Raw genomic sequence first — 19,623 nt, forward strand, 5'->3', positions numbered from 1 at the left:
GCATCGTCCGCAGCCCTGCGAACCCTGCTTTTCCCGGCGCTGGCTTCACTCGCGGCAGCGCCTTGCGGATCACGGCCGGTTGCGCCAGGCGCGCAGCCAGCCCAGGCCGGCCGAAGTGCCGGCGCGCGGGCGATACTCGCAGCCGACCCAGCCGTCGTAGCCACTGGCATCGAGCATTTCGAACAGATAAGGGTAATTGACCTCGCCCCTGTCGGGTTCGTTGCGCTCGGGGACGCCCGCGATCTGCAGGTGACCGATACCTGCCTGGTACTGGCGATACTTCATGGTGATGTCGCCCTCGACGATCTGCAGATGATAGAAGTCCATCTGCACCTTGAGATTGTCGGCGCCGACCGCTGCGACAATGGCGTGTGCCTCGTCCTGCCGGTTGAGGAAATAGCCGGGCATATCGCGGGTGTTGATCGGCTCGATCAGTACCGTGCGGCCCTCGACGGCGGCCAGCACGCAGGCGAGGCGCAAATTGCTGAGGTAGGTATCTCGGCAGGCGGCCTGGCTCATTCCTGACTTGGGGATGCCGGCCATCACGTGGAGGCGTTCGTTGCCGAGCACCCGCGCATAGTGCAACGCCTGCTCGACGCTCGCGGCGAATTCGACATGGCGGCCGGGCAGGCAGGCAATGCCGCGTTCGCCAGCCGACCAGTCACCCGGCGGCAGGTTGAACAAGGCCTGTTGCAGGCCGTGCGCCTGCAGTCGGGTGGCGATCTCTTCCGCCGGGTAGTCATAGGGAAACAGGTATTCGACGCCTTCGAAGCCATCCGCGGCAGCGGCGGCAAAGCGTTCAAGGAACGGCAGGTCCTGGTACATGAAGCTCAGGTTGGCAGCAAAACGGGGCATTCCAGCTCTCCTTTGACAATGGTCGATCGCAACGCAGCGGGTCGATCAGTCGATGCCGGCAGCGACCGGAACAGGGGCGAACAGGGGGGATCGCACCGGCAACGACGAATGCAGGCGCGATGATACCGAACGTCCGGTTGCCGGCGCCCATCGTGACCGACGCGCTGCACCACCCGGTGATGGCCGTCTGATCAGAACCGGGGCAGGACTCCATTCGGGATACCTGCCGACGTGCCCCAGAAAAGCCCCTGACCATCGCGTCGATGAAAGTACAATACCGCGCCGACGTTTTCCGAGCGGCGGATACCTCTACTGCTGCCTGATCCACCACGGCATGAAAATCCTCGATCCAGTCTTCTTTCTCGCCATTTCCGACTGCGCCGGCTGCGCTTGCCCGAGACGATGCTGAGCCGTCTGCTGGTCGCCGCGGTGTGGTTCCTGCACTGGCTGCCGTTGCCGGTGCTGGCGTGCCTGGGCAATGCGCTGGGCAGCGTCATCTTCCACCTGGCCAGACGGCGCCGACACATCGTGCTGGTAAATCTGGGCCTGTGCTTTCCACAACTCGATGGACGCCAGCGCCGGCAATTGGCGAAGGCGCATTTCAAGGTGCTGACGCGCAGCGTGCTGGAACGCACGCTGCTCTGGTGGGCGAGCCGACCGCGACTGTCGCGCCTGATCCGGTGCGAGGGCGAGGAACGGGTGCAGGCACTGCTCGACGCCGGACGTCCGGTACTGATGCTGGCGCCGCACTTCGTCGGGCTTGACGCCGGCGGTGTGGCGATCGCCATGCGCTTCAACGTCGCGAGCATTTACGCCGTCCAGTCCAACCCCGTTTTCGACCGCCTGCTGCTGCGTGGCCGCCAACGCTTTGGTGACCAGTTGCTGCTCTCGCGCCAGGAAAGTGTCCGTGCCAGCGTGCGGGCGATGAAGGCCGGGCGGCCGCTGTACTACCTGCCGGACATGGATTTCGGGAAGCGGGATTCGATTTTTGTTCCCTTCTTTGGTGTGCAGACGGCAACCGTTCCCGGTCTGTCGCGGCTGGCACGGCTCGCCGGGGCTGTCGTCATTCCCTGTGTGACCCGGCTGCTGCCCGGCGGTGAGGGCTATGCGGTGACGGTCGGCGAGCCATGGCAGGATTTCCCTTCCGCCGATGTCGAGGCCGATACCCGCCGCATGAACGCCTGGATCGAGGCTGCCGTACGGACCATGCCCGAGCAGTACTACTGGGTACATCGTCGTTTCAAGACGCGCCCTCCCGGCGAGCCGCGTCCTTACTGATGACTCTCCCGGCCGGCTTTCTTCGTCGGGTGAACGGACGCCGGCGCAGGTATACTCAGTGCTTTTGTCGGCCGGCAAGCGCTGCTGTGCGGGCCGCACCCCTGATCTTCTGAGACCTCGACCTTGGCACTGACTCTACTCGGACTGTCCGGCGCGCTGACCCACGATCCTTCGGCGGCGCTCTACATCGACGGTAAACTCGTCGCAGCGGCAGAGGAGGAACGCTTCGTTCGCGACAAGCACGCCAAGAACCGCATGCCCTACGAGGCCGCCAAATTCTGTCTGGAGTTTGCCGGCATCACGCCTGCCGAGGTCGATGCGGTGGCCATTCCGTTTGCCCCGATCAGCCTCGCCGAACCGGCGCGCTGGCACTATGCGAAACGCTACTGGTACGCCCCCGAGCGGGCGCTCGACGCCCTGCTGACCGGCAACCGACGGTTTTTCCGTTACCGCAGGCGGATCGAGTGGTGCCTGCTGCAGCTCGGTTTCGATCTCAGGAAGGTCGAGCTCGTGCCGGTCGAGCACCATCTGGCACATGCGGCGAGTGCCTACCATTGCTCCGGATTCAGGGAGAAAACCGCGATTCTCGGCATCGACGGCAAGGGTGAATATGCCACCACCTTTTTCGGCTACGGCGAGAACGGCAAAATTCACAAGCTCAAGGAATTCTATGACCCGGATTCGCTGGGGGGGCTGTATGGCGCGCTGACCGAGTATCTGGGCTTCGAGATGCTCGACGGCGAGTACAAGGTGATGGGAATGGCGCCTTACGGCGATCCGAACCGCTACGATTTCTCGCGTCTGGCAAAGTTCGAGGACGGCGAACTGAAAATCAACACCGACTACGCCAACGTGATCGGTGTTCGCCGCTACAAGGAGAATGGCAAGGGCTACTATTTTTCACCGAAGCTGGTCGATTGGCTCGGTCCACGGCGTGCGGGAGACATTGCCGACGACCCTTACATCCACTACGCGGCGAGCATGCAGAAACTCTTCGAGGATCTGTCGCTGCAGATGATCGAACATTACCTCGGCGACATTCTGCGCGAGACCGGCCGGCTCGCTTTTTCGGGTGGTGGTGCGCTCAATGTCAAGCTCAACCAGAAGATCATCGCCCGCCCGGATGTGCGCGAGCTCTTCGTCCAGCCGGCTTCCGGCGATGCCGGAACAGCCGTCGGCGCAGCCGCCTACGTGTCGGTGGCGCGCGGTGTCCCGGTCGAAAAAATGGAACATGTCTACCTTGGCCCGGCGTACAGCAACGAAGACGTCATCGCTGCCTGTGCCCGGCATCCGGCGCGCCCATCATGGCAGCGGCTCGACGATGTGCCGCGGTGCATCGCCCGGCTGCTTGCCGAAGGCCAGCCGGTGGCGTGGTTCCAGGGGCGCATGGAATTCGGCCCGCGCGCGCTGGGTGGCCGCTCGATCCTCGGTTGCCCGAGTGTCCCCGGTGTTGCCGACCGGATCAACGCGCAGATCAAGTTCCGCGAGCGCTGGCGTCCGTTCTGTCCGAGCATGCTCGACCGTGTCGGCCCGCAGATGCTCGGCAGCGCCCATCCGGCGCCGTTCATGACCTTCACCTTCGAGGTGGCAAAAGGCTGGCAGGAACGCGTCCCCGAAGTCGTGCACGAAGACGGCAGTTCGCGTGCGCAGGTACTGCGGCGCGAATTCAACCCGCGTTACTACGACCTGATGGTCGAGCTGGAAAGACTGACCGGTAACGGCGTCGTTCTCAATACCTCGCTCAACCGTCGTGGCGAAGCGATGATCTGTTCGCCGACCGACGCGCTGAACATGTTCTTCGGTTGCGACCTGCAGTACCTGGTCATGGAAGACCTGCTGGTAGCCAAGGCCACAGTTCAGACGCAGGCGTTGCCGCCGATTTGACGAGGCAGCAGCGCTCGGGAGATACTTTGCATCGTGCGTTCGAATCGCCCGACACTCGTGTCACCCTGTCGGCGTCAATGCTTGCGGCGGCCTCCCGCTATTTCGGCGCTGATGGACGCCTTCTCGTGCTTTGCGCGCCGATGAACCTTCGGCAGCGGCGCGCTGATGTGGTGAATGATGAATAAAATCAATCTACTTTTTGCGAAAAATGTGATCGGGAGAAAAGCGGCAGAGCAGGAATTGTCGTTTCTGATGTGGGTCGAGAATCTCGCGTTCGACAAACATGTCGATGTTGCCTGGGCCGGTGAAGACGGCGTCTGGCATACCCTGGCGGCGACGTATCACAGCCGCATCGATCAGGACAGGGAGTGCTGGTTTGCCCGCGCCACGTTCTCGCTGGCCACCGCTGCACCGCTCCCCGGAAATGTCGAGTTTGCCTTGCGCTATCGCGTCCTGGGCAAGGAATACTGGGATAACCATCACGGCAGCAACCATGCCATTCAGGCCGATTCGGGAATCCTGGTGGCGGATCGGCACCCGCTTCTGAACGTCGGCCACGAGCGCAGTCTGGCCGATGGCCAAAGCTTCCTGCCGGTTGTCGTGGCGACGGAAAAGAGTCTGCAAGCCAAGAGCGTCACGGTGCATTGGACTGCCGACGATTGGCAGAGCACGCACAAGGTGCCCTGCCGATACCTGAGCAAGTACTGGGACCGGGAGTTTCTCAGCAATGCGAGAAATCCCAATCAATACGGCTGCCAGATCTGGAATGCCATGCTGAAGGTGGACGACGCCTGGCGGGTTCAATACCGGCTTTCCTGCGCAACCCGCCAGCGCGTCTTCTGGGACGACAACTTCGGCCAGAACTACACCGTCCAGCGCCTGCCGCTCAAGGTGCTGATCCTGAACCTGCATTGCCGGCAGGAAGAGAACCAGGATGACAAGCTTTCGCAAATCGCCAAGGCGATTGGCTCCCTCGATGTCGACATCGTCTGTCTGCAGGAAGTGGCGGAACTCTGGAATGACGGCGAGGGCGACTGGGAAACGAATACGGCGAGGATCATCAACGAACGCCTCGTCTCCCCTTATCATCTGGTGACCGACTGGTCGCATCTGGGCTTCGGGCGTTATCGCGAGGGGGTGGCCATCCTCAGCCGGTATCCGGTCGAGAAACATGCTGCGAAATATGTCTCGGCGAGTTCCGACCCCTACAGCATTCACTCCAGAAAGGTCGTCATGGCCCAGGTCAGGGTGCCGTATTTCGGTTTGCTGAACGTCTTCTCCTCGCACCTGAGCTGGTGGGAGGACGGCTTCGCGGAGCAGTTCGACAACCTGCGGCAGTGGGCCAGCGATGAACACAGCAACGAGCTGACGGCGACGATGCTGTGCGGGGATTTCAACATCAAGGCCGGTTCCAGGGGCTATCAATTCGTTGTCGATTCAAACGAATACGCTGACCAGTATCTGTCGGCCAACTCGCCGCAGATTTTCCGCAAGGTTTTCGAAGTCAGGGAGTCGGCCTGGGAAAGGGCGCTGGAAGACGATCATCGAATCGATTATGTCTTTCTTCGCAAAGGAAGCCGCCTGCGCGCAATCTCGGGTCAGACCGTGTTCACCGATCAGGATTATGGACGAGTGTCCGATCATTTTGGCTACCTGGTGACATTCGAGCCGATCTGAGCTGCGGGCGCGACAAAGTCGTTTGCCCGCCACGGATTCCGGTGAGCAGACATTCAACAGCAGAGGGCCGTTCGGTCTCGATATCATGAAAACAGCAGAGCAATACGCGGTACCCGTACATGGCAATCTGGGGGGAAGCTTCGTTCGGGTTAACGACTTCAACGAGAAATTCTATCTGCGTTGGGGAAAAATCGGTTTCGACGTGTACTTCGGTACCCAGGTGAATGTAAAAGTCATTCTCAGGGTCTATCGGAATAATCATATTTGCGAAACCTATATTGTCGATACCGATCCCTACGATATTCAGTGGAACCACCACAAGCGGCGCACCCGTGATTTCTATATCCATCCCTCGTCCAGCAGTTTCGGGCCTGCCAACTGCGTCAAGTTTGCCTTTGTGGTGCACCTCGACGAGCACTCGATTGCCTCGCAATTCGAGTACATTTTCATGGATTGGCCGCAATTGCGCGAGGAGCCGCCGCAATATCGAAGAATTACCCCGGAATGGGCGACCCATAACCCCTATCGGACGCATGAGGTGAATGCCTGGCAGTTGCAGTGCGATGTGGACTGGTACAACCACCACTTCGAAGCATTGCACCTGATTCCCAAGTTCACCAAGGGCCAGCAGTATCACCCGTACCATCCCAAACGCTTCATTCACGATCACATCGACAAGGTCATTCGCAGCAAGCACGCTCACCCCAATCGGTTCTGCACCATCAAGGTCAGCGTCGACTGCATCGATGACCACGACTTCACCTGCCACCTGGTGCACGCCAGTGAAAACGGCGTCTGTGTGCAGTGCATCGTCGACTGGCGGAAAATGACGCTCACCAACAGTCCGAACTATGCGCGCCTGAAGCGCGCCGGCATCGAACTGGTGGGTGTTTTCTGCACGCCGCACCATCATCTGATCGAGGTCGATCCCGACATGCATACCAAGTTCGTCATCTTCAACGATGAGGATTGCATCCTGGGTTCGTTCAACATTACCTTCGATCGCTGGTGGGCGAATTGGGAATCGGGGATGACCTTTCATTCGAAAGGCGTCTGTCGTCTGCTCGACAACATCTTCCAGAGCGAACGTGGCGGCGTCATTCAACGATATGGCATCGACCCGCTCAGCCATTTCAACCTGCTCTATACCTATGGTCGACACGCGCTGCTCAACGGCAAGCATTACCTTCCGCATCACGCCATCCTGACCGAGATTCACCGTGCCAGGCACTCGATCAAACTGACGCTGTTCCTGATTGGCAACCTCCTGGGCGAGCATGGCGACAGCGTCATCGATGCGCTGATCAACGCCAAACACCGTGGTGTGCATGTGCATGTCCTGCTCAACGGGCATCTCGCACGGCAGGGCAAGGTGGGTGTCGAGCGTTCGATGCACGATGAGCTGAATCGCCCGCTCCTGCCGGCAGCGCAGGGATTGAGGACGGCCGGGATTGCGGTCGGCCTGGTGTATGGCCAGGATGATCACCCGGTGCCGTATTCGCCGATCCACTCCAAGTACTGCATCATCGACGAAGTAACGGTCATCGAAGGCAGTTTCAACTGGTACAACACGTCGGTGTTTTCCCATGACCTGACGGTCGTGGCGACCCATCGCGAAATGGCGAAAGCGTACCTGTACGAGTTTGAGCAGATCCAGCGCGTTTTCCGGATCTATTACTGAAACTGAAAGCCAGCGATTCGGCTGCGCGACGGTTGGCCCAAACCCTTTGCCGGCCACCACGACATGATGCACAACGTGACCCAAAATCCTCTTGACAACAGACGATTGACTCTGCTAACGGCGCCAAGGATACTTCGTCTACGCGTCTGAAACGCCTTGGCGCAGAGGGCATTTGCGCAAACGCAGTGGCGTAAAAGGGGGGCTGTTCGCGAATCGTTCCGCCGACCGATACCCTGCCGCTGCTGTCCCTGCTTCGCTTTCATCCCATTCCATCCCGGCCTTTTTTCAGCCTTTTTCAACACCCTCTCACTATCGAGGAAATCATGTCCAAACTGTTCATCGAAGATCTCGCCCTCGAAGGCAAGCGCGCGCTGATTCGCGTCGATTTCAACGTCCCTCAGGACAAGACCACCGGCGCCATTACCAACACCAAGCGGATCGAGGCCGCCTTGCCGACGATCAAATATGCCCTGGACCACGGCGCTGCCGTCATTCTCATGTCCCACCTCGGCCGTCCCGATGGCAAGGCCATGCCGGAATACAGTCTGGCCCCGGTGGCGACCGCGCTCGCGGGTCTGATCGGACGCCCGGTACGGTTCCTGGCCGATTGCGTCGGGCCGGAAGTCGAAGCCGCCTGCGCCACGATCAAGCCCGGCGAAGTCATCCTGCTTGAAAACCTTCGCTTTCACCTTGAGGAAGAGGGCAAGGGCACGGTCACCAGCGCCGACGGCTCGGTTGCCAAGGTCAAGGCCAATCCGGAAGATGTCAAGGCCTTCCGCGCTTCGCTGACCCGGCTCGCCGACGTCTACATCAACGATGCCTTTGGCACGGCGCACCGCGACCACTCGTCGATGACCGGCGTGCAACTGCCCGAGCGCGCTGCCGGCTACCTGATGAACAAGGAGCTGGCGGCCTTCTCGGCCGTGCTCGAATCGCCGCAACGGCCGCTGCTGGCGATCCTCGGCGGCGCCAAGGTCGCCGACAAGATCCAGTTGATCAACAATCTGCTCGACAAGGCCGACCAGATCATCATCGGTGGCGGCATGGCCTTCACCTTCAAGAAAGTCCTCTCGGGAATGCCGATCGGCAACTCGCTGTACGACGAAGAGGGCGCCAAGCTGGTCCCGGACCTGATGAAGAAGGCCGAGGAGAAGGGCAAGCAGATCCTGTTGCCGGTCGACTTCGTGATCGCCGACAAGTTTGATGCTGGCGCCAACACCGGCACCGCCAACGATGTCGATGGCGTACCCGACGGCTGGTTGGGGCTCGACTGCGGGCCGCAATCGACGAAGATCTTCACTGCAGCGATCCTGAAGGCCAAGACCATCATCTGGAACGGCCCGGCCGGCGTTTTCGAATTCGAGAAGTTCGAAGCCGGCACCAGGGCGATGGCTGACGCGGTCGTCCAGGCCACCGTTGCCGGTGCGATCACCGTCATCGGCGGCGGCGACACCGCTACCGCTGCTAAGAAATACGGCGCCGACAAGAAGGTCACGCACAGTTCGACCGGTGGCGGCGCTTCGCTTGAATACCTGGAAGGCAAGGTCCTGCCGGGCGTTGCTGCCCTTTCCGAAAAGTAAGGCTGCCGGCGACCCCGCTCGGGGTCGCTGCCTGTCAAGCCATCCTGCAATATCACATCGTCACATCGAGGAATACCATGCGCAAGATCGTTATCGCCGGCAACTGGAAAATGAACAAAACCGTCGTCGAGTCAGTGAAGCTCGCCGCCGACGTCGTCGCCGCTGCCAAGGACATCAGGAATGTCGTCGTCGCCATTGCCCCGACCTACCTGGCTCTCGCCAAGGTGGCCGAGGTGGTCAAGGGAAGCAATGTCAAGCTGGCGGCGCAGGACGTGCACTGGGAAAACCAGGGCGCCTTCACCGGCAAGGTCAGCGCCGACATGCTCAAGGAAATCGGCGTCGATTTCGTGATCATCGGTCACTCCGAGCAGCGCAGCTACTTCGGCGAGACCGATGAAACCGTCAACAAGAAGGTCAGGAAGGTCCAGTCACTCGACATGACGCCGATCATCTGCATTGGCGAGACGCTCGCCGAGCGGCAGGGCGGCCAGCTCGAGAGCGTTCTCACCACGCAGGTCAATGGCGCCTACGCGGGTCTTTCCGCCGACGACGCCCTGCGCACGGTCATCGCCTACGAACCGGTCTGGGCGATCGGCACCGGTGTCACCGCCAGCGATGACGAGGCGCAGCAGGCCCACGCCTTTGTTCGCGGCCTGCTGGCGCAACGTTATGGCGAGAACGTCGCCGAGTCGATCTCGATCCAGTACGGGGGTTCGATGAAGCCCGAGAATGCCGCCGGCCTGCTGGCCCAGAAGGACATCGACGGAGGCCTGATCGGCGGTGCGGCGCTGAAGGCGGACAGCTTCCTCGGCATCATCACGCCGGGCGAGTCGATCAGCCAGTAGTCCCGGCAAGCAGTCCCGGCAAGCAGTCCTGTTGCCGGCGCGGCTGCGCAGCGGCCCCGCTGGCAATCGGTTGGTTGAAAGCGTTTCCGTCATCGAGATGATGCGGGCTGGCACGGTACCAACGGTCATGATTTTTCCAGCCACCCCCGATCATGAAAGTCATGACCGTTTCCCTCTCCCCCGGCCCCTCCCCCGCAAGAGGGGAGGGGAGATTCGTGAGTCGCATACGCGACTTTCACCTTAACCCGATTGACCCTCTGACGCCACTGGGCGGGTGCAATACCGCAGAACGGGGCGGGCTGATACCATACCCGTCCATGGGTGTCCGGACGTGTGCTGGAAGAGGGAGAGGATGATGAGACGCGCTGTTACCGAGCGGGTGATGCTCTGGCCGATCGTATGGTCACTGGCGCTGGGCAGCGGCGGGGCTTTCGGGCAGGACCTGCCGCCGTCGCCGGGCGCTGCAGCCAGAGTCGCGACGCCTGCAGCCAGTCAGTCTTTCCGACGCATCATCGGGGATGCCGCCATGCTGGCCGGCGGCCTGTCGGTGCAACTCAACAAGACCTTCCATCGCGAAGGCGAAGTGATGGTGGTCAGCATCGATATTCCGCGCGCAGGCTACCTCAACGTGCTCAGCGTCGGCCCCGACGATGTGCCGACCGTGCTGTTTCCGAACCGGCATCACCCTGACAATCGCGTTTCCGCCGGGTCACTGACGATTCCGAACGCGCAGATGAAGTTCGAGCTGAAAGCAATGCCGCCCGACGGCGCGACGCTGGTGGCGGCTTTTCTGAGCAGGGAACCGCTTGACTTCTACCAGAATGGGGACGGCGAGCGCGATGGCGAGGGCACGATGCAGGAGCCGTTCGCCCGGCTTTCCATCGCCAGCCGCAACCAGCTCAGGCAATTGGCGGGGAAGAGCTTTGCGGTGCTGCCGCGCGCCGCGCCACTGCTCGGCGGCACGGCGTACGGAGGGGTCTGCGCGGCCAGCGGGGTTTGTGACGCAGCAAGCGCGCCAGCCGGAATCAGCGGTTCCGAAGACCGTCTGACGCCGGGGGTCCTGCTCGAGTCCAGAGACGGAGTGAGCCTGCCCAAGGGCATCAAGCCGCGCCCGATTTATGATAAGGGCGTTCGCCTGACCAAGATCTCGGAAGGCTTCACGCCGCGCTTGTACAACGATGCCACAAACTATTGCAGCATTGCCTACGGTCATCTGGTCAAAAAAGCGCCCTGCGATGGCAAGGAACCCCCCGAGTTCCTGCGCGGTCTGGGCGAGTCGCGAGGCGATTCGCTGCTGCTCCAGGACCTGCGGCGGGCACAGCTCGCGGTGATGGGTCTGGTGACCACGGCGCTCAGCGACGGGCAGTATGCCGCGCTGTGTGATTTCACCTACAACGTGGGCGTCGGCAATCTGCAGAAATCGACGCTGCTGAAGGTGGTCAATGCGGGCGAGCATGAGCGCGTGCCGTTCCAGCTCCGGCGCTGGATCAAGGTCAACGGCAAGGAATCTGCTGCGCTGAAGACGCGTCGAGAACGCGAGATTCAGTTGTACTTCGAAAGCAGTTCGATTCCCAGGACTCCGCCTGCCGACGAGGATTTGAGCGTGCTCGACATCCGGATCGGGGAATAGGTGTCAGATATGGTGTCAGATATGGCGTCAGATATTTCGGCCTGCTCGCGACGATTTCTTCACGACCCCTTAACCCACGATCAAGCCGCCGAGGCGCCGCACGGCGTCCTCGACTTCGGGCGTATGCGGGTTGCCGCAGTTGAGCCGCAGACAGTTGCGGTACATGCCGCTGGCCGAAAAGAGTTCGCCCGGGACATAAGCGACGCCGGCGGCGATGGCGCGATCATAGAGCGCGGTGGTGTCCACCCCTTCGGGCAGTTCGACCCATAACACAAAACCGCCCTGTGGTCTGGTGATGCGCGTGGCGGCCGGGAAGTGCCGGGCCACCGACGCGCGCATGGCGTCCACCTGGCGCTCGTAGGTGCGTCGCAGTCCGCGCATGTGGCGCGCGTAGGCACCCGATTCGAGGTACTCCGCGAGGACCTGCTGGGTGACCGGATTGGTGCCGCCGCTGGTGATCGTCTTGTGCAGGGCGATTTGCGCCCGGTAGCGGCCGGCGGCCACGAAACCGATACGCAAGGCGGGCGACAGACATTTGGAAAAAGACGAACAGAGCATCACATTGTCGCCCTTGTCGAAAGCCTTGATCGGCCACGGGCGCTCGCCGCTGAAATGCAGATCGCCGTAGATGTCGTCCTCGATCACCGCCACACCGCGTTCGGCCGTCAGCTTGGCCAGCCGGCGTTTGTGTTCGTCGGGCATGATGCTGCCGAGCGGGTTACTGGCGTTGGGCACCAGCAGGCAGGCAGCCACCCGGCTTTCGCGGGTGGCCAGGTCAAGCGCCTCGATCGACAGGCCGGTGCGCGGATCGGTGGGAATTTCCAGCGCCTTGAGTCCCATCACTTCGAGGAGTTGCAACATCAGGTGATAAGTCGGGGATTCGACCGCCACGGTGTCGCCAGGCCGGGTCACCGCGCGCAGGCAGAGTCCCAGGGACTCGGTGCAGGAATTGGTGATCACGAATTCGTTGGCCGCCAGTGGCCCGGCCCAGCCGACTGAGCGCAGCACGAGTTGGCGAACCAGCGCCGGCTCGTCGGTATTGATGTGGCTGGGGCCTGCGAGCAGTTGCGGATGGCGCCGCACGACGCCGCCGTAAAGTCGCTGCAGTGCAGCCAGTGGCAACAAGGCGGATGCCGGCTCGGCCGCGCCCAGCGGTGCGACGCCGGGCTGCATGCCGGTTTGCACGACGCGCATCAGACGCTGGCTGACATCGACCGGCACCGGCGCGTCAGGAGTCGAACGGGCGTTTGGCTGGGCGCGCGGTGCTGTCGCATGGCGAACGAAGTATCCGGACTGCGGCCTGGCTTCGACGAGTCCGCGGTCCTCCAGTTGATGGAGCGCCTGCAGTACCGTTGAAACCGAAAGCCGCCGCTCGCGCGACAGGCGCCGCACCGATGGCAGGCGTTCGCCTGGCCGCAGGTTGCCGGCGACGATGATGCTCCCCAGATCCTCCGCCAGACGTTCGTAACGCAAAAGCTCGTTTTCCATATTTAATGTGAAGGTCGCGTCAGCGACTCATCAATTTCCCCTCCCCACTTGCGGGGGAGGGGTTGGGGGAGAGGAAAACGGTCATCACTGGCATGATCGGGTGTGCTTGGAAAAGTCATGACCGTTGGCATCACCAGTACAGTTGTCCGATACAATGACCGGTACAATTGAAAAAATTACGAACTGTGCTGGTTACAATTTTCATTTCTTGTAACTGTATCACAAATGCCGAATGCTCTACACTGTGTTTCGTCAACACAAGGAGAGACTGCCATGGACATCGACCTCTACAACAGCGAGCTTTGCCTCACCCACAACGCGCCGATCCGGCTGCTCTCTGCCCGGGGGGTGCGCATCCACTGCACGGCCGGCGTGGTCTGGCTGACGGTCGCTGGCGAAGCCGGCGACATCCTGCTAAGGCCGGGTGACAGCCACCTGGTCCGTGGCCGTGGCCTCGCCCTGCTGGAAGCCATCGGCAGTGGGCAGGTTCGCTTCGAAAAAGCCGCGCGGCCCTTGTCGACCTTCCTGCGCGCCCAGTGGCAGCAGTGGCAGCAGTGGCGGCGCAGCCTTTCCGACCGGCCGTTGCTCGTTCGGCATTCCCCGCTGCCCTTGCCGGCGGCCTCCCGTCAATTCGGCGCATAGCCTGGTCCACCTGCGCGACTCCCGTGATGCGCACGGGAGTCGCTCGTATTGAGGTGCCCGGTCAGCCGTTACCCCCAACGGCTCCGGGAGGGCTGCTCTGCTGGCGTTGCCGGTATCGAAAATCCGCGCATCGATCGACCCTGCATCAGGCAAGCCTGCAAGTCTCTGATTTCTTGCGGCGGAAAGAACAAAGCGCGTATCATCGCGCCCCGGTGAGCTGGGGTGGCCCTGCCGTTCCGATTCTCAAGTTCCTCGATCCGCCAGTCCGAATTTGCTGCGGATTTTCTCGATCACTGGTCCGGGTTGCAAACGATGCCTGGCTTGTCCTCCCCGCTGTTCGCCGTACTCGCCATTGCCGGCTTCTTCGCCGTTTCGCCGCCGGTCGTGGCAGCGGCGTCGGCGAGCGTGACCATCGATCTCGGAACGGGTCCCAGCAATACCTTCACGCCGTCCGCCGCGCTCGGCGCCGGGGTGGACGGGCACGCGCGTGGTGATGCGAGCGCCATTTATCGTCCGGCAACCTTGCGCGCCATGCGTTCGGTCGGTCTGCGTCCGCTGACTTACCGCCTGCGCACCGAACTCGGCATCCAGGCCTGGCACTGGAATCCGCGTGGCCGCTGGAGTGACAGCAAGAATGCACAAGGTTACTGGACCTCGGACGACCGTCCTGGTGATCCGATTGGGGTGTCCTTTGGTTATCGGCTGCCGCGCCGCGGCAACAGCATCGATCAGGCCAATGACGATGGCTATTCGCGGCTGGCGGATGGCGACCTGGCGACTTTCTGGAAGAGCAACCCCTATCTGGACCGTCGTTATACCGGCGAGGACCCGCACCCACAATGGTTGATCGCCGATCTGGGAGAGAAAATCCCGGTGAACGCGATCCGCCTCTCCTGGGGGATTCCATATGCCGTGCGCTACGTCGTCCAATACTGGGATGGTGAAAACACGGATCTGCCGGACGGGTATCCCGAAGGCCGGTGGCAAACCTTTCCCGACGGTCTGGTGACGCAGGGTCGCGGCGGTGACGGCATTCTGCGCCTGACTCGGGAGGCGTTACCGGCACGTTACCTGCGGGTGTTGCTCGAAGAATCCTCGGCCAGAGCGCCAGAGGGAGCAAGCGATCCACGCGATGCCCTCGGTTTCGCCGTGCGGGAGGTGGCCATCGGAATGCAAGGAGCGAATGGCGAGTTGCACGATGCCGTTCGCCACGCCGCCAGCCGCGACGGCCAGAGCCGCTTTTTCGTTTCCTCCACTGACCCCTGGCACCGCGCAGTCGATCTGGACCCAGGGGTCGAACAGGCCGGGATCGACCGGGTATTCGCCAGCGGGCTCACGCACGGTTTGCCAATGCTGGTGCCGGTCGGGGTGCTCTACGATACGCCCGACAATGCCGCCGCACTGCTGCGCTATCTGAAGCGGCGCGGCTACCCGCTGCGCGGCATCGAGCTTGGCGAGGAGCCGGATGGCCAGTACATTGCTCCGGAAGACTATGGTGCCTTGTACTTGCAGGCGGCGGACGCGTTGCGCGCAGTCGACACAGGCGTGATCCTCGGTGGTCCGTCTTTCCAGTCCTTGTGGAACGAGCCGATGATGGCCTGGGCAGGAACCCCGGTGGCTCCCGATCGACCGTGGCTGGCCCGTTTTCTGAGCTACCTGCAGGAGCGCGGGCGAGCGTCCGATCTGGGTTTCCTGTCATTCGAGTGGTACCCGTTCGACGATGTTTGCGCGCCGGCGCCACCACGGTTGCAGCAGGCGCCGGCACGGCTCGCCGAGGCCATGGCGAACCTCTACCAGCAAGGTCTGCCGCGCACGACGCCGTTGTTGATCACCGAGTATGGCTACTCGGCTTTCGCCACGCAGGCGGAGGTCGACCTGGCCGGCGCCCTGTTCAACGCTGACACGGTCGCCACCTTCCTGACCGAGGGAGGCAGCACGGCCTATCTGTACGGCTATGAACCCAGCCCTCTGGACAGGGAACCCCAGGTCAATTGCCGGACCTGGGGCAACAATACCTTGTTCCTCTCCGACCAGAGACGGAATATCCGGGCGCGTACCGCCACCTATCACGGCGCCAGACTGCTGGCGCGGCAATGGGCCGGGAATCCGGATCAGGTGCATCGGATTTATCGCGCCCGTGTCGATGGCCAAACCGCCGTGGCGCCGCCGCTGAGCGCTTACGCGCTGCAACGCCCCGACGGCCTCTGGGCGCTGCTGCTGGTCAACAAGGACCCGCAGCGGCCGTGGTCGGTCACACTGCGCTTCGCCGGACCGGAGCCGGACGCGGTCGAGTGGCTGCAAGGTCCGGCCGACCTGTACCGGTTTTCCGCCGCCCAGTACCAATGGCGGGCAAACGGCGAACACGGTCGCCCGCGACGCAGTCGGCCTCCCGAGCACCGCGTACTACGCTCGCATGCACCGCTGGCGGTACAATTGCCGCCCTGGTCCCTGACGGTGATCCGCAGTCGGGGGCCCGCCCAGCCAGCCGCGCCGGTCCCCACGCCTTGATGTGAAACATCGTTGTCCCCAACGCCAGAACGATGCTCAGAAGACCCGACTTGCCGGAAAGTGATCGTTCAGGTATCGCGAAGACTTTGCCCGGTGATCTCCCAACGACTGCCGTAGGCACCGAAACGTCCGGCAAACCGGTCTTCTTCGATCCTGCCCGCAAGCGCTGGCCGCGCTTGCGGGCAGGCGTGACGCTGCTCGGACTGACGCTGTCGCTGTTGTTGGGGGCGCTAGTGCTGAGCATTCTCGCCAGTCCGGTGCTGCCGGCACTGCATCTGCCCGGCATCAGCTTTTTGCCGCAAGGCGCGCACGCCTTGCCGGCCGTCCCTGTGCTCTCTCCCGAGCGCCCCTTGACACGCCGTGAGCGCGCCCTGCGTAGTGAACAGATCAAGCTGGCGCGGGTACGCGAGGCCAATCTGCAACAGTGGCTGGAGCAACGCCGCCAGCCGGGCCTGGCGCCCAACCGGCAAACGCTGGCGATCGGTTTTTTCGTCAACTGGGACGATGCCAGCATGAGTTCGCTCCGGCAGAACCTCGATCATCTGGACATGGTGATCGCCGAATGGCTGCATCTCGCCGCCGCAGACGGTGCGCTGCGCGAAAACGATCCGTTGCGCACCGCGCAAGTGGCTGCGTACATCCGCACACATCGTCCCGAGGCGTCGATTGTGCCGCTGGTCAATAACTGGAACGGCCATCAATGGGAAGGGGCCAAACTGGCACGGATGCTGGCCAACCCGGCGGCGCGGGCGCGTACCGTGAGCGAGCTGACTGCCTATGTCGAGCGTCATCGCTTTGACGGAATCAGCATCGACTTCGAGAATATTCCGCCCAGGGCACAGCCCGATTTCCAGCGTTTCATGGCCGAACTGTATGCAGCCATGCACCCAAAAAAACTGCTGGTATCGGTAAACGTGCCAGCCAACGACGCGGCTTTCGATTATCGCAGCCTGGTGCGTAACGCCGACCACCTGATCCTCATGGCCTACGACGAACACTGGAACGACAGTGCGCCGGGTCCGATTTCCAGCCTGCCCTGGTTTGCCTCGGTGCTGCGCCAGCGACAGCGCGACATTCCCCTCGACAAAATGATCGTGGCCATCGGCAATTACGCCTACGACTGGCAGAAAGGTCGCCCGGCCGAGGAACGAACCTTCGAGGAGGCGGTTCTGGTTGCCAAGGAATCCGAAGGCCGGATCCGGCTCGATCCGGTCTCGCTCAACCCGACCTTCGAGTACGCCGACGACAACGACCACATTCACCAGGTGTGGATGCTCGACGCGGTCACGGCGTTCAATCAGATGGTCGTGATCCGTTCGGTACAGCCGCGCGGCGTCGCCCTGTGGCGTTTGGGCAGCGAAGACCCGGCGCTGTGGCAGGTGTTCGGCAAGCCGGGTGCGCTGGATGCGGCGCACGCCGCCCAACTGGGCGACATTCGCTTTCCCTACGGCGTAGACTACGAGGGCAAGGGAGAGATTCTCGAGATTACCGCCCAACCACAGGCGGGCAGTCGAACCATTGTTTTCGATTCGAAGCGTGGGCTGATCAGCGCCGAGCAGTTCACGGTCTATCCGTCGCCCTACGTGATCACCCGTCATGGCGGTGCCGAACGCAAGGTCGCGCTGACCTTCGACGATGGCCCCGATCCCCTGTACACGCCGCAAATCCTCGATGCCCTGCGGCAGGCAGGGGTGCCGGGGACCTTCTTCATCATTGGCGTCAATGGTCAGAGGCATCCGGAATTGCTGCGCCGGGAAGTCGATGAAGGCCACGAAATCGGCAATCACACCTTCACCCATCCCAATATTTCGGCGATCTCTGCCACCCAGTTTCAACTTGAACTGTCGGCGACCAAGCATTTGCTGGCCAGCACGGTGGGCCGGCATTCGCTGTTGTTTCGCCCCCCTTATGCGGTCGACGCCGAGCCGGAAACCATTGAGCAGGTACGTCCGATCGAACTCGCCGCGGCCCTGGGTTATCTCGTGGTGGGCATGCAGATCGACCCGGATGACTGGAAGCGGCCAGGGGTGGACGAGATCGTGCGGCGCACCGTCGAAGAGGCCGAGCGTGGCGAAGGCAACATGATCCTGCTGCACGATTCCGGTGGCGACCGCAGCCAGACGATCCAGGCCATTCCCAGAATTGTCGAGGAATTGCAGCAGCGGGGATTTCGCTTCGTCAGCGTCTCCGAATTGCTCGGGCGCAGCCGTGATGAGGTGATGCCGCCGGTGCCACCCGACAGCGCGTGGCGGACCTGGCTGGATGGTGCTGCGTTCGGCGTGCTCAACTGGTCGGCCGCGACCCTCCACTGGCTGTTCCTGCTGGGCATCGTGCTGGGTATCGCGCGCTTGCTGTTCGTCGGCATGCTTGCCCTGTACCAGCGCTGGCAGCAGCGCCGGCAGAGTTTCGATCCGGCCTATTCGCCGACGGTTGCGGTGGTGATCCCCGCGTACAACGAGGAAAGGGTGATCGTGCAGACGGTCTCCTCATTGCTGGCCTGCGATCATTCCCGGCAATTCGAAATCATCGTCGTCGATGACGGCTCCACTGACGCTACTTATCACGTGGCGCGCGCGGCTTTTGCCGACGATCCGCGCGTACGGGTGTTGACCAAGGCCAATGGCGGCAAGCCGGCGGCGCTTAGCCTGGGCATGGCGCGGACCGAGGCGGAGATCGTGGTGGCCCTCGATGCCGACACCTTGTTCACCCGCGACACGATTGCCAAACTGGTCCGCCATTTCGTCGATCCGGCGGTCGGCGCAGTCGCCGGTAACACCAAGGTCGGCAACCGGATCAATCTGCTGACCCGCTGGCAGGCGCTGGAGTACATCACCAGCCAGAATCTCGACCGGCGCGCCTTCGATGTCCTCAACTGCATCACCGTGGTGCCTGGTGCGGTAGGAGCCTGGCGGCGCGAACTGGTCGAACGGGCTGGGGGCTTTAGCGATGTGACCCTGGCGGAAGACGCCGACCTGACGCTGGCGATTCGCAAGCTCGGTTATGCCATCGTCTATGAGGACGAGGCGCTGGCGCTGACCGAGGCGCCCGATACGGTGCGCGGCTTCATCCGTCAGCGCTACCGCTGGATGTACGGCACCATGCAGGCGGCCTGGAAACACCGCGAGGTGTTGTTCCGTCGGCGCTACGGCGCGCTGGGTTTTGTCGCCCTGCCGAATGTGATCGTTTTTCAGGTCCTGTTCCCGCTGGTCTCGCCGATCATGGACCTGCAGTTGATCAGCTCGCTCGGGGTGGCCGCATTCAATCACTGGCAGCACCCGGACGAGTATTCCCCTGACGCTCTGTGGCGGGTGCTGTTCTATTACGCGCTGTTCGTGACGGTGGACTATCTGGCGGCGGTTCTTGCGTTCTCGATGGAACGCAAGGAGAGCTGGTGGCTGCTCATCTGGCTGTTCTGGCAGCGCTTCTTCTACCGTCAGTTGATGTATTACGTGGCCATCAAGAGCACCCTGACCTCCTTGCGCGGCGTCCTCGTGGGTTGGGGAAAGATCGATCGCAAGGCGACGGTGCAGGCAGCGAGTTGATCGGCGCCCGGCT

13 protein-coding genes are annotated in these 19,623 nt (G+C 62.3%); 10 read left to right on the forward strand and 3 right to left on the reverse strand.

Features of this window, described 5'->3' with window-relative positions; all coding sequences use genetic code 11:
- Positions 1–69: 69 nt before the first annotated feature.
- The gene (gene otnI / locus V5B39_RS03295; protein ID WP_332341435.1) at positions 70–855 is read right to left on the reverse strand and encodes a 2-oxo-tetronate isomerase; all 786 of its coding nucleotides are present in this window, start codon (positions 853–855) and stop codon (positions 70–72) included.
- A gap of 390 nt (positions 856–1,245) precedes the next feature.
- Here otnI and V5B39_RS03300 point away from each other — a divergent pair, with 390 nt between their 5' ends.
- The 6 genes from V5B39_RS03300 to tpiA all read left to right on the forward strand — a co-directional run bounded on the left by V5B39_RS03300 (position 1,246) and on the right by tpiA (position 9,800).
- Positions 1,246–2,133 carry a lysophospholipid acyltransferase family protein gene (locus V5B39_RS03300; RefSeq protein WP_332341437.1) on the forward strand — a complete coding sequence of 296 codons (888 nt, stop codon included), beginning with the start codon at positions 1,246–1,248 and terminating at the stop codon, positions 2,131–2,133.
- A gap of 123 nt (positions 2,134–2,256) precedes the next feature.
- Positions 2,257–4,017 (forward strand): carbamoyltransferase family protein, encoded by a 1,761-nt coding sequence (locus V5B39_RS03305; RefSeq protein WP_332341439.1) that lies wholly within the window; start codon positions 2,257–2,259, stop codon positions 4,015–4,017.
- 177 nt (positions 4,018–4,194) lie between these two features.
- Positions 4,195–5,694, forward strand: a complete 1,500-nt coding sequence (locus tag V5B39_RS03310) for an endonuclease/exonuclease/phosphatase family protein (protein WP_332341441.1) — start codon at positions 4,195–4,197, stop codon at positions 5,692–5,694.
- An 85-nt stretch (positions 5,695–5,779) separates the two neighbouring features.
- Complete coding sequence (locus V5B39_RS03315; protein ID WP_332341443.1) at positions 5,780–7,375, forward strand: phospholipase D-like domain-containing protein; 1,596 nt, start codon at positions 5,780–5,782, stop codon at positions 7,373–7,375.
- 323 nt (positions 7,376–7,698) lie between these two features.
- A complete protein-coding gene (gene pgk, locus V5B39_RS03320; protein WP_332341445.1) occupies positions 7,699–8,955 on the forward strand; it encodes a phosphoglycerate kinase in 1,257 nt (418 codons plus the stop codon).
- Between the two features lie 77 nt (positions 8,956–9,032).
- The gene (gene tpiA / locus V5B39_RS03325; protein WP_332341447.1) at positions 9,033–9,800 is read left to right on the forward strand and encodes a triose-phosphate isomerase; all 768 of its coding nucleotides are present in this window, start codon (positions 9,033–9,035) and stop codon (positions 9,798–9,800) included.
- Here tpiA and V5B39_RS03330 read toward each other — a convergent pair.
- Complete coding sequence (locus V5B39_RS03330; protein WP_332341449.1) at positions 9,790–9,963, reverse strand: hypothetical protein; 174 nt, start codon at positions 9,961–9,963, stop codon at positions 9,790–9,792. The genes tpiA and V5B39_RS03330 overlap by 11 nt on opposite strands.
- 192 nt (positions 9,964–10,155) lie before the next feature.
- Here V5B39_RS03330 and V5B39_RS03335 point away from each other — a divergent pair, with 192 nt between their 5' ends.
- A complete protein-coding gene (locus V5B39_RS03335) occupies positions 10,156–11,430 on the forward strand; it encodes a glycoside hydrolase family protein (protein ID WP_332341451.1) in 1,275 nt (424 codons plus the stop codon).
- Positions 11,431–11,499: 69 nt separating this feature from the next.
- Here V5B39_RS03335 and V5B39_RS03340 read toward each other — a convergent pair whose 3' ends face one another.
- Entirely contained in the window at positions 11,500–12,918 is a 1,419-nt protein-coding gene (locus V5B39_RS03340; RefSeq protein ID WP_332341452.1) for a PLP-dependent aminotransferase family protein, read from the reverse strand.
- A gap of 273 nt (positions 12,919–13,191) precedes the next feature.
- Here V5B39_RS03340 and V5B39_RS03345 point away from each other — a divergent pair, with 273 nt between their 5' ends.
- The 3 genes from V5B39_RS03345 (at position 13,192) to V5B39_RS03355 (ending at position 19,610) form a co-directional block, all read left to right on the forward strand.
- The gene (locus tag V5B39_RS03345; RefSeq protein WP_332341454.1) at positions 13,192–13,560 is read left to right on the forward strand and encodes a DUF2917 domain-containing protein; all 369 of its coding nucleotides are present in this window, start codon (positions 13,192–13,194) and stop codon (positions 13,558–13,560) included.
- A 321-nt stretch (positions 13,561–13,881) separates the two neighbouring features.
- Positions 13,882–16,068 (forward strand): discoidin domain-containing protein, encoded by a 2,187-nt coding sequence (locus V5B39_RS03350; protein WP_332341455.1) that lies wholly within the window; start codon positions 13,882–13,884, stop codon positions 16,066–16,068.
- A gap of 50 nt (positions 16,069–16,118) precedes the next feature.
- Positions 16,119–19,610 (forward strand): glycosyltransferase, encoded by a 3,492-nt coding sequence (locus V5B39_RS03355; RefSeq protein WP_332341456.1) that lies wholly within the window; start codon positions 16,119–16,121, stop codon positions 19,608–19,610.
- Positions 19,611–19,623 lie beyond the last annotated feature (13 nt).

The organism is Accumulibacter sp., from assembly GCF_036625275.1.
Classification (GTDB): Bacteria; Pseudomonadota; Gammaproteobacteria; order Burkholderiales; family Rhodocyclaceae; genus Accumulibacter.